Below are 13986 nucleotides of genomic sequence, written 5' to 3' on the forward strand. Positions count from 1 at the left end.
CTCCTACTAACTGAAATTGGGGCGTCGGCCCTCGAGGAATGCGGCGAAGCCCTCTTGGGTATCGGGTGAAATCAACAGTTCGATCTGCCCCTCACGCTCACGGGCGATGGCCTCGTCGAACAGCTTGAGTGACACCGAGTTCATGGCTTCCTTGGTCAACTGCAACGCACGACGGGAACCATGGGCGAGCCTGCGCGCCGATTTATCGACACGTTCGCGCAGTTGATCCCCGGGCAGTACTTCGTTGACCAACCCGGCCGCATGAGCATCGGCGGCGTTGAGGGGTTGGGCCAATAGCGCCATCGCGTTGGCCTTCACACGACCGATCGAGGCCGACACCAATGCGCTCGAACCTCCATCGGGCATAAGCCCGATGTTCGCAAATGCCAGCAGAAAGAATGCCGAATCGGCGGCATAAACCAGATCGCACGCCAGGCCCACCGACGCACCGATCCCGGCGGCCGCACCCGTGACTTCGGCGATGGTGGGCACCGGACAATTCAGGACCGCGCGCACCAACCGCTCGGCGTTGTCCATCGTCAGCTCGGCGGCTTGCAGCGGAGTCAGGTCTCCGGCCCCCGCAGCCAGCTCTGCGACGTCGGCGCCCGCCGTGAACGCACTCCCCGGTGCACCTCCACTGATGACGACGACTCTCACGTCATCTCGCCCGGAAACCGAGTCCAGCGCTTCGATCAATCCGGCGGTGGCGGGCGCGTTGAGCGCATTCATCCGATCCGGTCTGGTGAACGTGATCCGCATGATGCCGTCCTCGACGGCTACATCGGGTGCGCCGACAGATTCATGGGGACTCAAGTCACTGCCTCCTGGCTTTGTCGCTTCGTCGCGTCGGCTCAAATATATTTGATATGACTTTAGATGCAAGGGCGTCACCACACATGGAAATGGCAGGCAGATCGGATGAATGCTCCCCGGGCACAAACCCGTGAAATTCGCAGGCCGCAGCTGTCCGAGGAGGTTGCCGGCCGGCTCCGCGCGGCGATCATGACAGGTGAACTGCGTCCCGGTGAGTACATCCGGATGGATGAGACGGCCGCCCAGCTGGGCGTCAGCGTCACACCCGTGCGCGAGGCGCTACTGACCTTGCGCGGCGAGGGCCTGGTCGAGGCCGTCCCTCACCGCGGGTACATGGCCGCCGCGCTGAGCCGGGCCGATATCGAAGACATTTTCGCGCTGCAGGCACACCTCGCCGTCGAGCTGGCGAAGACCGCAGCCGAACGCATCACCGCGGACCAGATCGACACCCTGGCAGATCTCAACGACACCCTGCGCCACGCCGCTTCGCCCGAATTGATCTCGGTCGCGGAGTTCGAGTTCCACCGATTTCTCAACCACGTGGCCGACCGCCCCAAGCTGGCCTGGTTTCTCCTGCAGGCCACCCGGTACACACCGCACATGATGTTCGCCTCGGCCGACGCGTGGGCTCGGCACGCGGTGGAGGCGCACGACAAGCTCATCGCGGCTTTGCGTGCGGGCGACCTCGCCGAAGTGATTACCCAGACCGAGGTTCAGTTCGTCGACGGAGCACGCCGACTCACCGAGTACCTAGACCGCGCCGGGATGTGGCCCGGGGGGTAGTGGCGCTGCCTGCGGCGGCGCCGGCGGTGCGATGGCACCCGACGCGATCTGCTCGGCGCGGCCCTTCAATCCCTCGGCGAGATGTTCGAGGACCTGGTTGGCGAGCTTCTTCACCATCGGCTTGGGGATCGGGAGTTTGGTCTCGACATCCATGTCGACCGTGAGCAGACACGTGGGCCCCATCGGGACGATCGAGAACGTCTGTTCCTGCTTCTCGAAGATGTCGCTCTCGAGCAGGCGCGTGGCCACCTGCGCGGCGTTGAGGTACGCGATCTCCGCGACGTTTGTCGAAGCCATGCCCGTCATCTCCACCCTCAAGCGCACGATGCGGGGGCGGCCGTCCGGGAGCCGATCCAGAATCTCGACGCTGGAGATCTCCTTGTTCCACTCGGGGTAGGCCTCGTAGTTGGTGACGATGGAGACGATCACCTGCGGCGGGGCGGCCACCTCGACGGTCTGACTGACGACTGGCATTGGTTCACTCTACCTTTGTGGTTGGCATGCGCAGGAACTCACGCACGAGCTCGTGCACTACGTCCGGACATTCGAGATGTACGAAATGTCCACCGCCATTAATGATTTCAACGCGGCGATCGGGCAGATCCGGGCGCGCAGAATCTACCAGCCGCCACGTCATGCACCCATCGTTCCGGCCATGCAGGTAGAGCAGCGGGGTGCGGGCATCGTCCAGCAGAGATCGCTGGGTCTTCCAGTACTTCCGCGAAGGAACCAGGGCCCGCCGAATGTTTGCGCGGTAGTAGCCGATGACGGCGCGGCGATTCCCCTTCTGAAGCATCGCGTCACCGGTGTACAGCAGGTCCGCACGTGCGTCGTATCCCGGCGACCATCGTCGCCAATACAGACGAAGAAGCCAGGGCAGCAACAACTCCGGCAGCACCGGAATCTGATGGAACATCGTGTACCAGCTCATCGACAGCTGGCGCCCGAGCACGCCGGGCCAGCCGAGCGGCCCGATCGACGCGAAACTCGAACCGAGGACCTCGAACGGGGGCACGGCCATGGTGACAATGCGGGCGAACGGCGACAGCCTGCTACGGGCAAGGGCGTTACCCACCAGTGCTCCCCAGTCGTGACCGATATACACGGCGCGCTCGTCACCGCCCAGCAGCGTGTGGATGTCCAGGATGTCCTGCATCAGCGCACCCAGCCCGTACTCTGCGTCGGCCGGTATCTCACTGGGCGAGTAACCGCGAGTGAACGGCGCCACCACACGCCACCCGTCGGCGGCCAGCTTCGGCCCCAGCAGGCGCCACGTGTGGGCGGAGTCGGGGAAGCCGTGCCCACAGATCACCAGCGGACCGTCCTGCGGTCCCCAGCACAGTGCCTGCAATCTGACGTTGGGCAGATCCAAGGTCAGGGTGGAATCAGCGGCCACTACAGCTCCGCCACTACGGGGTGCCGTCAACGGACGTCGCCGTCGCGACGCCCAGCGGATCGTTGATCCGCGTTTCCTCATCGCGAATCAACCCGCGCAACAGCGTGGTGCTGAACTCCACGGCGATCTCCTGGGCGCTGCGGCGGCCGCTCGGGTTGAGCCAGCGGTAGGACCCGAGAACCATTCCGATGTAACCGAGCGCCATGACATGCGAGTCGCACTCGACGAACTCGGAACTGGCGATACCCCGCTCGATGATGTTCTGAACCCGCTCCTGCACCATGTCCTCGCGCTTACGGATCTCGGCGACCTGCTCGGGCGAGAGCCACTCCGACAGGAACGGGTTCTCCTGGAAGTACACCGCGCCCTGCTCGCGATTCGAGAAAATGAGCGCCAGCATGCGGCTCGTGCATTGGTACAGCGATTCACGCGCCGACCATCTCGGGTCGTCCTGCAGGCAGGCCAGCGTCTCCTCGGCAGCCTTGAAGTAGATCTCATACAAGATGAGTGCCTTGGAGGCGAAGTAGTGATACACCGTCGCCTTGTTCAGGCCCGCGACATCAGCGATGTCGTCCATCCTGGTGCCGTGATAGCCCCGCGCCGCGAACAATTTGGACGCCACCGCCACCAATTCCTCGCGGCGGCCGGCACGGCGCTGCGAGGAATTGCCTGCCTTCGAGGCAGCGTGGACCGGTTGCATGGTGCCTCACTATATGCGCAGGCCTTCCACGCACGGACGAAATCCCGATCAACTGGTTGGATTATTCGGTCATTATGTTCGCCGGCCCCGACGCCAGAAGCACGTTAAGCTGCCCCCGTCCGGCGCTCCACCGACCCTGAATAGGTAACCACATGACCAGTGGCCTGCGGGCCATGGTGGCACGCGATCCCGCGCAACCGCACCGCGCGGCCACCCCGCTAGAACTGCTTTTCGACCTCGTCTTCGTGGTCGCGGTCTCACGCGCCTCCGGAACCCTCCACCATTTCTGGGCCGAGGGCCATTTCGCCGAGGGACTCGTCGGGTACGCGATCGGCTTCTTCGCCATCTGGTGGGCCTGGATGAACTTCACCTGGTTCGCCAGTGCCTTCGACACCGACGACTGGCTGTACCGCTTGACGGTGGTCGTCCAGATGGCCGGGGCGCTCACCGTCGCGGCCGGTGTCGAGCGAGCGATGACCGGTGCCGATTTCGGCATCGCCATCAGCGGGTACGTGCTTATGCGTATCGCCGCGGGCAGTCAATGGGTGCGCGCGGCCATCAGCGATCCGACCATGCGGGCCACCTGCCTGCGCTACGTCTCGGGTATCGCCGTCGTCCAAGCGGCGTGGGTTTGTTGGGGGCTCTTCGCACCGGAACATCTGCGCATACCGCTGTTCGTGGTGATCGCGCTGGCCGACCTGTCGGTGCCCGTGTTCGCCGAACGCGTCGCCCCCACCTCGTGGCATCCTCAGCACATCGCCGAGCGCTACGGCCTATTCACCTTGATCGTGCTGGGCGAGTCCATCCTGGCCTCCGCGAACTCGATCATCGGCGGCGCCGAGGAAGCCGACCACACCGGCACCATGATCGGTATTGCGGTGTCGGCCTTGGTCATCGTCGCCGCGGTGTGGTGGATCTACTTCGACCAGGAACAGGAGTGCAAGGACACGTCGCTGCGCTCAACCCTGCTGTGGGGCTACAGCCATTACTTCATCTTCGCCGCCGTCGCGGCAATCTCGGCGGGGTTCGAGATCGCCGTCGACGAGGGACTGGGCAAGAGTCACCTGAGTTCGACCGTTGCCGCCTTCACGATCACGGTCCCATTCGCGATCTACCTGGTGCTGGCGTGGCTGGTGCTGCTCCTGCAACGCCGCGACACCATCTTGAATATCGGGCTACCAGCGATCGCCGTTGCCTCAGTTGCCATCTCGACGCTGCCGCACACGTTGTACTGGCTGGCCGGCTTAGCGGCACTGGCTGCCGCGCTGGTGACCTGGCGGCGCATCGAGGACACCGAGACCTCTTAACGCATCGGGCATACCTGTTCCAATGCCGCCAAGGCATTGACCGCATCGGCCATCTCCTCGCCCGGCGGCGCGAGCACACCGTCCACGGAGGTCGCGGCGGCCATCACCTCGGCGTAATGCTCGGCGGCCGCCGCGGCGTCCAGGGCGCGGCTTTGCACTGTCAGGTCGGCGGTGTCGCGCGCGGCCGTCCGTAGCAACGCGGCAATCGCCCGGTTTCGCGCGACAGCGGTCTGACGCACCGCGACGCCGTTCTGCTGCGAGAGTCCCCGCATCTGTACCCGCGCCCGATCGACCGAAGCACAGTCATGCGGCTCCGCTGCGGCCACCGGAGCCCACGCGGCCCACGCCACCACGAGTGCGACCAGCGGCCAACGCATAAACCCCTTCATACGCCGAATGGGAACCTCGCGAGGATTTCCGGCTGGATTTCCGCGTGAGGTTCCCATTCGACGACAAAGAGGTTGGGCTACAGCGCCTTAAGCTCCTCGATGACCGCGGACACCGACTTCTTGGCATCCCCGAACAGCATCGAGGTCTGCGGCTGGAAGAACAGCGGGTTCTCGATACCGGCGTAGCCCGAGCTCATCGAACGCTTCAGCACGATCACCGAGCGCGACTCGTCGACGTTCAGGATCGGCATGCCGTGAATCGGGCTGGACGGGTCGTTGCGCGCCGCCGGGTTGGTGACATCGTTGGCGCCGATCACGATGGTGACATCGGTGCGGTTGAACTCGCCGTTGATGTCATCCATTTCCTTCATGGCGTCGTACTCGACGTCGGCCTCGGCGAGCAGCACATTCATGTGGCCGGGCATACGGCCGGCGACCGGGTGAATGGCGTACTTGACCTCAACACCCTTGCTCTCCAGCAGGTCCGCCATCTCCTTGACGGTGTGCTGGGCCTGCGCGACGGCCAGACCGTAACCGGGCACCACGATCACCTGGTTGGCGTAGGCCATCTGGATCGCCGCGTCGGAGGCAGACGTCGCCTTGACCGTGCCCTGTTCGGCCGAGCCAGCGGCGGCCGCGGTGTCACCGCCACCGAACGAGCCGAACACGATGGCCGGAATCGACCGGTTCATCGCGACGGCCATCAGGTTGGTCAGGATCGAACCAGAGGCGCCCACGATCATGCCGGCGACAATCATCGCGGTGTTGTTCAGCGCCAGACCTGCGGCGGCGGCAGACAAACCGGTCATCGCGTTGAGCAGTGAGATGACCACCGGCATATCGGCGCCACCGATGGGGAACACCACGAACAGACCCATCACACCAGCGAAGACCAGTACCGCGACGATCCACCAGACCGGCAGTCCGGGGTGCAGCCCGATGTAGACGGCAGCGCCCACCGCGGCCAGCAGCAGCACGATGTTGGAGCCCTGGAAAAGCTTGGCGGAAGCGACAAGCCGCTTCTCGACGTTCTTCGGGATGGACTCCTGCAGTTTGGCGAAAGCCACCAGCGAGCCCCAGAACGACACCGAGCCGATGACCGCGGCGAACAGCGATCCCACCACCAGCGCCACGGTCGGCGACTGATCCGGCTTGAACTCCGAAAAGCCCTTTGTCTCAATGAATTCCGACCAGGCGATAAGAGCCACGGTGCCACCACCGACACCGTTGAACAACGCCACCAGCTGCGGCATGGCGGTCATCTTGGTCTTCAGCGCCGGCGGAATGCCCAGTACGACACCGATACCCAAACCGGCACCGATCAGAATCCAGTCCAGCGTGGTGGCGCTCTCGCTCACCTTGATCAACGTGGCCAGTACCGCGATGCCCATACCGACGGCGGCAATCCAGTTGCCGCGCACTGCGGTCTTGGGCCCAGTCAGGCCGGACAGACCGTAGATAAAGAGGGCGAACGCGGCGATGTAGAGAACATCGACGAGGTAATTGAGGCTTTCGGTGCTCACTTGGCCGCCTCTTTCTGCTCAGGCTTCTTCGACTTGAACATGCCCAGCATGCGGTCGGTCACCAAGAAGCCACCGATCACGTTCAGGGTTCCGAAGATCAGCGCGACGAACGCGATGATCCGGGTACCCCAGCTGGCGTCGGCGGGCAGGTTGCCCAGCACGATCAGCGCACCCAGCACCACGATGCCGTGAATGGCGTTGGTGCCCGACATCAATGGGGTGTGCAAGGTGTTGGGCACCTTGGAGATAACGGCGAATCCAACGAACCCGGCAAGCACCAGGATCGCGATGTTGGCCAATAACTGTCCGTACATGTCTAGGAGACCTCCCGGGTAACGCAGGAGCCCGCGACGATCTCATCATCGAAGTCCGGTGCCAGAGCGCCGTCCTTGATGAGGAGTTCGAGAACGGACGTGATGTTCTTGGCATACAGCTCGCTGGCGTGCTCGGGCATGGTGGCCGGCAGGTTGAGGGGCGACGCGATCGTCACACCGTGCTTCACGACGGTCTGACCGGGCTCGGTCAGTTCACAGTTGCCGCCGGTCTCCCCCGCGAGATCCACCACGACAGAACCGGGCTTCATGCCCTCGACCGCCGCCGCAGTCACCAGACGCGGGGCCGGACGCCCGGGCACGAGCGCCGTGGTGATGACGACGTCGAATCCCTTGATGGCCTCTTCCAGCGCCTGCTGCTGCTTCTGACGCTCTTCCTCGGTGAGCTCGCGGGCGTAGCCGCCCTCACCGGCCGCATCGATGCCGAGATCGAGCCACTGGGCACCGACCGAGCGGACCTGATCTGCCACCTCGGGGCGAACGTCGTAGCCGGTGGTACGCGCGCCGAGCCGCTTGGCCGTGGCCAGGGCCTGCAGACCGGCCACACCGACACCGAGCACCAGTACCAGCGCGGGCTTGACGGTTCCGGCGGCCGTGGTGAGCATCGGGAAGAAGCGGGTCGATTCGGTGGCCGCCACGAGCACGGACTTGTATCCGGCAACGTTGGCCTGTGACGACAGCGCGTCCATCACCTGCGCACGGGAGATACGGGGAATGGCCTCCACGGCAAAGGCTTGCACGCCCGCGCTCTTGAGCGCTCCGATGCTGTTGTCGGCATTGCGCGGCGCCAGGAAGCCGATGAGCGTCTGCCCCTCACGCAGGCGAGCGACCTCGGCGGGCGAGGGCGGCGCAACCTTGACGACGACATCGGCGGACCAGGCGTCACCCACACTTGCACCGGCCTCGGTGTACAGCTCGTCGGGCAGCAGCGCGCGCTCGCCGGCACCGCTTTCTATGACGACGTTCACACCCTTGCCAATCAGGCCGGCGATCGCCTTGGGCACCAGCGCAACGCGGCGCTCGTCCTCACCCGACTCTCGGACAACTCCGATAGTGACTGGTTGATCGGTCATCTACTCGCCCTTCACCCTGTGGTGCAGCATGCCGACGGATACTAAGGAAAGGCATGCTTGTTAACAAGTCTTCCGTTTTTGTAAATCCTGCAAAGGTCGTTAACCAGGGCAAGGACCGTGATCTGGCACGCGTTCCGACTCTCTCGGCGGCCCCGGCGGGGTGCCATCCCCGAACGGTCTACCCCCCAGTGTCTCGCGTCCATGCGGGGTAAGCCAGCCACTCAGATCCGGCCCCTTCGGGACAATCCGAGTGGGGTTGATATCGGTGTGCACCACGTAGTAGTGCTCCTTGATCTGCCCGAAATCGACGGTGTCACCGAAGCCCGGCGTTTGGTACAGATCCCGTGTGTACGCCCACAGCACCGGCATCTCGCTCAGCTTCTGGCGATTGCACTTGAAATGCCCGTGGTACACCGGATCGAACCGGGCCAACGTGGTGAACAGCCGCACGTCCGCCTCGGTGATGGTGTCCCCCACCAAATATCTTTGTCCGGCAAGCCTTTCCGACAACCAATCGAGTGCGGTGAACAGGCGATCGTAGGCGGCGTCGTAGGCATCCTGGCCTCCGGCGAAACCGCAGCGATAGACGCCGTTGTTGACCTCCGTGTAGACGCGGCGGTTCACCTCGTCGATTTCGGCGCGCAGCGCCTCGGGATACAGCTGTGGCGCACCCGGCCGGTGATACTCAACCCATTCAGTGGAGAAATCCAGCGTCATCTGCGCGTAGTCGTTGGTCACGACCTCGCCGGTGGCCTCTTCCACGATGGCGGGCACGGTGATGCCGCGGGGATAGTCCGGATACCGCTTGAGATAGGCATCGCGCAGGAAGTGGATACCCAGGACGGGATCGACACCACCCGGATCCAGATCGAAAGTCCAGCTGCGCTTGTCGTGCGTGGGGCCACAAAGCCCGAGAGATAAAACGTCTTCCAAACCGAGGAGGCGACGGACGATGAGCGTCCGGTTCGCCCAGGGACAGGCACGCGCGGCGACGAGCCGGTACCTCCCAGGCTCTACCGGATAGCCGTCGCGGCCGTCTGCCGTGATCCGCGTATTGATGTAGTTGGTATCCCGCTTGAACTCACCGGGCTCGACGTACTTGGTGTTCTCCGGGTTCTGGCTCACACACTCCAGTCTCGCACCGTCAGCATTCGAGGCAACGTCCTTCAGCCGGCCGATCCGTCAGGTTCGCCCTTCTCGTTCAGCGGATGGCCACCCTTGACGCCTTGGACGATTCCCGATGGAAATGCCGACGTCGTATTGGAGCCTGCACTGGGCGCACCAGGTATCACCAGGCACGTGGTGTCCATCGCGACGCCCGGCAGATTCGGCCAACCCCGATCCGAGTGATACTGGGCGAAAGCGTTGATCTCCATGTTGACCGTTCCCTGCCCATCCGGGTCAGGTTCCACACGGTAGGCCGTCAGCTGTGCCATGGCGGCATTCTCGGGGTCGGCCGACGACTTCTCGAGATTTACTTCAACACCCGACAGGGTCTGGGGTGCGCTTGCCGACGACATAGGCCTCGCCACAGAGCCGCAGTGGGCATAGGTCAGCACCCATCCGTTCTGCAGGGCCTTCCGTGTCTCTCGGGTGACAACGTCCAATGGATCGCCGTGTGTGAAAGACGCAGTCCTGACCACCGACTCACGTGAGATGTTGTTCAGTCCGTTGTACGAGGCGTGGTACGCCTTGGCGGGAGCAAGCCAGGCATCCGCCGTCAGCCGGGCAGATCGCGCCGAGTCCACACTGTTCGGCTCAAAGTTCTCGGGATGCTTAGGACACGATGCGGCCAGCACGAAAACCAGCAACAGCGCCGGTGAAAGTCGTAGGACCTTCACTTCGGGATCACCTCACCCCATGGCCGATAGCGCGTTTCGCCACCGAACGATATTCGGTTGTTGACGAAATCATCCTTCGGGATTGTCATCTTCTGTCCAGAAGAGGGCTCGTAGATTTCCAGTGAGTCGCCCTGCATTCCTGTCACCAAGACGATGTGCCCGTTCACTCCGCTGCCGACGAACAGCGGAACTGACTGACCGGACTGGACAGCCGCTGTGATCGCCTGATAGTCCCCAGACGGGCCCAGCGGATTAGCCACCTCGAATCGATACGCGCTGCCCGGGACGCCAGGACCGCCGGGCTTGCCCATCTCATCAGCGGCGCCTCCCGGGGGTGTCCCCAACGACTCGGGCCAGGTCGTGCCCCAACCCGGGACGATCGCGTTGTTCGTCGAATCGTGCATCTTCTTGGCTTCATCCGCGAACTTGGATGTGACCTCGGCGCTGGTTATCGATTGTCCAGACTGTGGCGGTTCGGACCCGGTCGCGTCATATCCCGTGAGCATCTTCATCGCGTACACCGGGTCATTGATCATCTTGGCGACAACAAGCGAGGAAGACCCGCAGGTGGTGCCATCGGGTTGCGTCAGGACGCCCGGATGATTCTTCGCGTACTCCACCGGGTCAAGCTCACGCACCTGCTGATCGTCCATGAGCGCCAACTTGTCCGAGAAGCGTTGCAGCGTATTAATATCCCCGCCCCGCGCGAGGGCGGAGATGATCCAGTTCCGTCGGGCCTCATCCTTCGCGTTGTCGAGCATCGCCTGCGCTCTGGCGCGATCCTCGGGGCTCATCGCCGCCAGGTTGGCATCTGCGCGCTCCTGCACGCCCGGCCGCAAACCGGTTCCGTCCTTATGACCATCCGGATCGTCCTTGACGCCCGACCAATTGTTGACCGAACCGATCGCACCTGCCGCTACGGAGGTGTGGTCGGGCAGCGTGATGCCCTCCACCGCTTTCCCGAGTTCACCCTTCGCGGTGTTCACCGCCTTGTCGGCGTCCCCATACGCGCCCGCGAGTTCTTCGACACCGTGCACGACATCGCCCACAAGCTTCCGGACATATGGGATGGCGTCCCATGGCGCCTTAGGGATGTTGCCCCAGTCGACGTCGTCCTTGAGCGAGGCGAATGCGTTATGCCACCGTTCCCGCGCCTTCTCCATCGACCCGCCAAACGTGTCGAGCGAGGCTGCCACCCCGGTAGCGGCCGGACCGATCGTCGTGGATCGTGTCTTGAAGTTCGCGATGCTGGTGCGCGCCTTATCCCCGGTCGTCTCACCGTACGGATCACCCGGCGTACGCCCCCACACCGTTTCGGGGATCGTGTTCTGAGCCTGCTGAACATCGTTGGCGTGCCATTCCCCCATAGCGGGCGCCATTTCCCGCCAGCGAGCGGCTACCTCGCGCACGGTCGCCGGGTCCGGAGGAGGTGGCTCGGTGGCCACCGCGATGACCTTCCGGACAGCACTGACGACCTTGCGCGCTATCGGCCAGACCGTGCTCACGGTGATCTCGCCGATCTGTCGCAGGTCGGCGATTACCTGCTCCAGCTGCTTTTGCGTGTCACCCAGCGTCATCGCGCACCGGCCCTAGTTGAGCACCGGAAACTTGATTCCGGTGTCGCTGAGATTGCCCGCATTACGCTGATCCATCTCGACAAGCGCCTTGGTGCACGACCGGATGTTCTGCGAGATCTCTTTTTGCACAGCGGTAACCGTGCTGAGCGCGCCGGACACCCGGCTCCGCGCAGCGTTCATGGCATCGCTCAGGTCACCGAGGTCCTTGCCCTCCGTGGCACGCAACTTTCCCTTGGCGAACTCGACATGGGTATCCGTTGCGTCGAGTTGTGCCGCGCATTTCTCCGTAGCTACCGGGTCGATCTTCATGGGCTCCCCCTCCAGACATGCCCTTTCCGCTTGTTAGCCCGGAACCGGTGGCCCAACCACCCCTTGGGGATAGACCACTTAGCGCGGCAGAGCAGCGGTGAGGTAGTTGCCCTGCTTCACAAGTTCGACGATCTCGTTCGGCAGCTCCGGGATCTGTACCCCATAGCCGGCCGCCAGCTCCAGCGCATCTGAACCCCGCACGGTCCATCCGCGCGCGGCAAACCACTCCTGGACATCGGCCCGGTCTTCGTCGTAGAACAACGCACTGATATCCACCTTCGACAAAGGGTGATTGTCGCCCGCATACTTCTTCTGGACCTCGCCCCATTTGGCGATGTCGGGCCGTCCGCGCGTGGCTTCCACGGCGACCTGACTGCCCGGCGCCGAGAGCGCGACAACCCGCTCGAACAGCAGATCCTGTGCCGCAGACGGCAGATAGACGATCAAGCCCTCCGCCGACCACGCCGTCGGAGCCTCAGGGTCGAAGCCTGCGGCCAGTAGAGCGGCAGGCCAATCGTCGCGGAGGTCCACGACAACCTCCCTGCGGTCACTCGTGGGGGTGGCGCCCTGTTCAACCAGCACACGGTCCTTGAACTCCAGCACCTGGGGCTGATCCAACTCGAAGACCTTGGTGCCGTCCGGCCACGGCAGCCGATGCGCCCGCACATCCAGCCCGGCAGCGAGGATCACTGCCTGCGTGCAGCCGGACTTGGTTGCGCTCAGGAAGAACTCGTCGAAGAACCTGCTGCGCAATCCGATCTGCCGAAGCGCTGTCGCGGGGTTCTGCGCCTGGGCCTCGGGATTGTCCAGCAGCCCAATCAGATGCGGCTCACCGGCGGCCCGCACGAAATGCTCCGCGTACTCGTCGCGCACCAGGGGATCAGGCTGCGCGTTCTCGACCGCGCGAGCCGCCGCGACTCCCAGGGCGGTGAACCCGACGCTCGACACAATGTCCCAGGAATCGCCCTCGCTGCGCGACCAGTCCTTGTCCTCGATGTTGGTCATAACGTTTCCTTTCAGGCAGGCAGTGTGCAGGTCAGGTAATGCATCGAACCGGCGAGCTCCCGGATGTCCTCGGGGACTTCCGGATACTGCACGCCATAGCGTTCTGCCAGATCAAACATGTCCACCCCCAGCGTGTTCCATCCTCGTGTGGAGAACCACTCGACGGGCGGCGTCTTCTCCTCGTCGTAGAACAGCTCGGTGATGTCGATCTTGCCGAAGGTGTCCTTCTCGGATCGGTACTTCTGCTCGACCTTGGCGAATTGACTCACGCCCAGCACGCCCGTGGGGCCCTCGATCGCGGCACGACTGCCGGGGGCCGACAACTCAACAATCCTCTCGAACAACAGTTCCTGCGCGACGGCAGGCAGATACGGCAGCAGTCCTTCGGCTGACCATGCGGTGGGCTGACTGGGATCAAATCCAGCCTCCTTGAGCGCGGCCGGCCAGTCATCACGCAGGTCCACGGCCACTGCCCGACGATCACTGGTCGGCGCTGCGCCCTGCTCGGCATACACCCGGTCCTTGAAGGCCAAGACCTCTGGCTGATCCAGCTCGTAAACCGTGACCCCGGCGGGCCAGGGCAGCCGATGTGCCCGTGCGTCCAATCCGGCGGCAAGGATGACGGCTTGCCGGATGCCAGAGGCGGCGGCATCCAGGAAGAATTCATCGAAGAACCGGCTGCGCATACCCATCCCACGCAGATACTCGAACGGGGAGGCCCGGGGCACATCGCGTTTGGTGATCGTATCGATCAAATGCGGTTCTCCCGCTGCGAGCACGAAATGCTTGGCGAACGGGTCGACGATCAGCGCGTCCGGCCGCTCGCTCTCCACGGCACGCTGCGCACTGACCCCCAACGCGGTGTATCCCACGCTGGACACGATGTCCCAGGAGTCGCCCTCGCTGCGCGACCAGTTCTTATCCTCGACGTCTGTCAT

16 protein-coding genes are annotated in these 13986 nt (G+C 63.9%); 2 read left to right on the forward strand and 14 right to left on the reverse strand.

Annotation, left to right across the window (positions count from 1 at the left end; genetic code table 11):
• Positions 1-6: 6 nt before the first annotated feature.
• Positions 7-813 (reverse strand): enoyl-CoA hydratase, encoded by an 807-nt coding sequence (locus RHO23_RS19665; protein WP_423488231.1) that lies wholly within the window; start codon positions 811-813, stop codon positions 7-9.
• A 105-nt stretch (positions 814-918) separates the two neighbouring features.
• On the opposite strand from RHO23_RS19665, the gene RHO23_RS19670 reads away from it, so the two are divergent.
• Positions 919-1596, forward strand: a complete 678-nt coding sequence (locus tag RHO23_RS19670; RefSeq protein WP_057965537.1) for a GntR family transcriptional regulator — start codon at positions 919-921, stop codon at positions 1594-1596.
• Here the strand turns inward: RHO23_RS19670 and RHO23_RS19675 are convergent.
• Genes RHO23_RS19675 through RHO23_RS19685 form a run of 3 tightly spaced genes read right to left on the reverse strand, consistent with a single transcriptional unit; the run spans position 1564 to position 3692 of the window.
• Positions 1564-2070: an SRPBCC family protein gene (locus tag RHO23_RS19675; protein WP_057965538.1), complete on the reverse strand. Its 507-nt coding sequence runs from the start codon at positions 2068-2070 to the stop codon at positions 1564-1566. The genes RHO23_RS19670 and RHO23_RS19675 overlap by 33 nt on opposite strands.
• A gap of 4 nt (positions 2071-2074) precedes the next feature.
• Positions 2075-2992: an alpha/beta fold hydrolase gene (locus RHO23_RS19680; protein WP_064409917.1), complete on the reverse strand. Its 918-nt coding sequence runs from the start codon at positions 2990-2992 to the stop codon at positions 2075-2077.
• Between the two features lie 13 nt (positions 2993-3005).
• Entirely contained in the window at positions 3006-3692 is a 687-nt protein-coding gene (locus RHO23_RS19685; protein ID WP_064409918.1) for a TetR/AcrR family transcriptional regulator, read from the reverse strand.
• 152 nt (positions 3693-3844) lie between these two features.
• Between RHO23_RS19685 and RHO23_RS19690 the strand changes: the two genes are divergently transcribed.
• Entirely contained in the window at positions 3845-4999 is a 1155-nt protein-coding gene (locus RHO23_RS19690) for a low temperature requirement protein A (protein WP_064409919.1), read from the forward strand.
• Here the strand turns inward: RHO23_RS19690 and RHO23_RS19695 are convergent.
• From RHO23_RS19695 to RHO23_RS19740, 10 genes are all read right to left on the reverse strand, one after another.
• Positions 4996-5376, reverse strand: coding sequence for a hypothetical protein (locus RHO23_RS19695; protein ID WP_057967159.1), 381 nt, complete (start codon positions 5374-5376; stop codon positions 4996-4998). The two genes, RHO23_RS19690 and RHO23_RS19695, sit on opposite strands and share 4 nt — an antisense overlap.
• A gap of 89 nt (positions 5377-5465) precedes the next feature.
• Entirely contained in the window at positions 5466-6911 is a 1446-nt protein-coding gene (locus RHO23_RS19700) for an NAD(P)(+) transhydrogenase (Re/Si-specific) subunit beta (RefSeq protein ID WP_070941593.1), read from the reverse strand.
• On the reverse strand, positions 6908-7225 hold the full coding sequence (locus RHO23_RS19705) for an NAD(P) transhydrogenase subunit alpha (RefSeq protein ID WP_030097415.1): 318 nt from the start codon (positions 7223-7225) through the stop codon (positions 6908-6910). Before RHO23_RS19705 ends, RHO23_RS19700 begins: the two co-directional genes overlap by 4 nt.
• Before the next feature lie 2 nt (positions 7226-7227).
• Positions 7228-8316, reverse strand: coding sequence for a Re/Si-specific NAD(P)(+) transhydrogenase subunit alpha (locus RHO23_RS19710; protein WP_046255192.1), 1089 nt, complete (start codon positions 8314-8316; stop codon positions 7228-7230).
• 99 nt (positions 8317-8415) lie between these two features.
• Positions 8416-9441: a glutathione S-transferase family protein gene (locus RHO23_RS19715; RefSeq protein WP_070941594.1), complete on the reverse strand. Its 1026-nt coding sequence runs from the start codon at positions 9439-9441 to the stop codon at positions 8416-8418.
• Between the two features lie 41 nt (positions 9442-9482).
• The gene (locus RHO23_RS19720; protein ID WP_064409921.1) at positions 9483-10157 is read right to left on the reverse strand and encodes a hypothetical protein; all 675 of its coding nucleotides are present in this window, start codon (positions 10155-10157) and stop codon (positions 9483-9485) included.
• Entirely contained in the window at positions 10154-11734 is a 1581-nt protein-coding gene (locus tag RHO23_RS19725) for a hypothetical protein (RefSeq protein WP_070941595.1), read from the reverse strand. The genes RHO23_RS19720 and RHO23_RS19725 overlap by 4 nt, the downstream gene beginning before the upstream one ends.
• 12 nt (positions 11735-11746) lie before the next feature.
• Positions 11747-12043: a hypothetical protein gene (locus RHO23_RS19730; RefSeq protein WP_030097420.1), complete on the reverse strand. Its 297-nt coding sequence runs from the start codon at positions 12041-12043 to the stop codon at positions 11747-11749.
• Positions 12044-12121: 78 nt separating this feature from the next.
• Positions 12122-13048 carry a class I SAM-dependent methyltransferase gene (locus tag RHO23_RS19735; protein WP_070941596.1) on the reverse strand — a complete coding sequence of 309 codons (927 nt, stop codon included), beginning with the start codon at positions 13046-13048 and terminating at the stop codon, positions 12122-12124.
• Between the two features lie 11 nt (positions 13049-13059).
• Positions 13060-13986: a class I SAM-dependent methyltransferase gene (locus tag RHO23_RS19740; protein ID WP_030097422.1), complete on the reverse strand. Its 927-nt coding sequence runs from the start codon at positions 13984-13986 to the stop codon at positions 13060-13062.

It is taken from the genome of Mycobacteroides sp. PCS013 (assembly GCF_049532645.1).
GTDB classification, from domain to species: Bacteria; Actinomycetota; Actinomycetes; order Mycobacteriales; family Mycobacteriaceae; genus Mycobacterium; species Mycobacterium gwanakae.

Excerpts from the sequence above, each read along its gene's own strand:
- RHO23_RS19705 (WP_030097415.1), bottom strand. The coding sequence starts at position 7,225 with ATGTACGGACAGTTATTGGCCAACATCGCGATCCTGGTGCTTGCCGGG.
- RHO23_RS19690 (WP_064409919.1), top strand. The coding sequence starts at position 3,845 with ATGACCAGTGGCCTGCGGGCCATGGTGGCACGCGATCCCGCGCAACCG.
- RHO23_RS19735 (WP_070941596.1), bottom strand. The coding sequence starts at position 13,048 with ATGACCAACATCGAGGACAAGGACTGGTCGCGCAGCGAGGGCGATTCC.
- RHO23_RS19670 (WP_057965537.1), top strand. The coding sequence starts at position 919 with ATGAATGCTCCCCGGGCACAAACCCGTGAAATTCGCAGGCCGCAGCTG.
- RHO23_RS19725 (WP_070941595.1), bottom strand. The coding sequence starts at position 11,734 with ATGACGCTGGGTGACACGCAAAAGCAGCTGGAGCAGGTAATCGCCGAC.
- RHO23_RS19740 (WP_030097422.1), bottom strand. The coding sequence starts at position 13,986 with ATGACAGACGTCGAGGATAAGAACTGGTCGCGCAGCGAGGGCGACTCC.
- RHO23_RS19685 (WP_064409918.1), bottom strand. The coding sequence starts at position 3,692 with ATGCAACCGGTCCACGCTGCCTCGAAGGCAGGCAATTCCTCGCAGCGC.
- RHO23_RS19675 (WP_057965538.1), bottom strand. The coding sequence starts at position 2,070 with ATGCCAGTCGTCAGTCAGACCGTCGAGGTGGCCGCCCCGCCGCAGGTG.
- RHO23_RS19695 (WP_057967159.1), bottom strand. The coding sequence starts at position 5,376 with ATGCGTTGGCCGCTGGTCGCACTCGTGGTGGCGTGGGCCGCGTGGGCT.
- RHO23_RS19730 (WP_030097420.1), bottom strand. The coding sequence starts at position 12,043 with ATGAAGATCGACCCGGTAGCTACGGAGAAATGCGCGGCACAACTCGAC.
- RHO23_RS19710 (WP_046255192.1), bottom strand. The coding sequence starts at position 8,316 with ATGACCGATCAACCAGTCACTATCGGAGTTGTCCGAGAGTCGGGTGAG.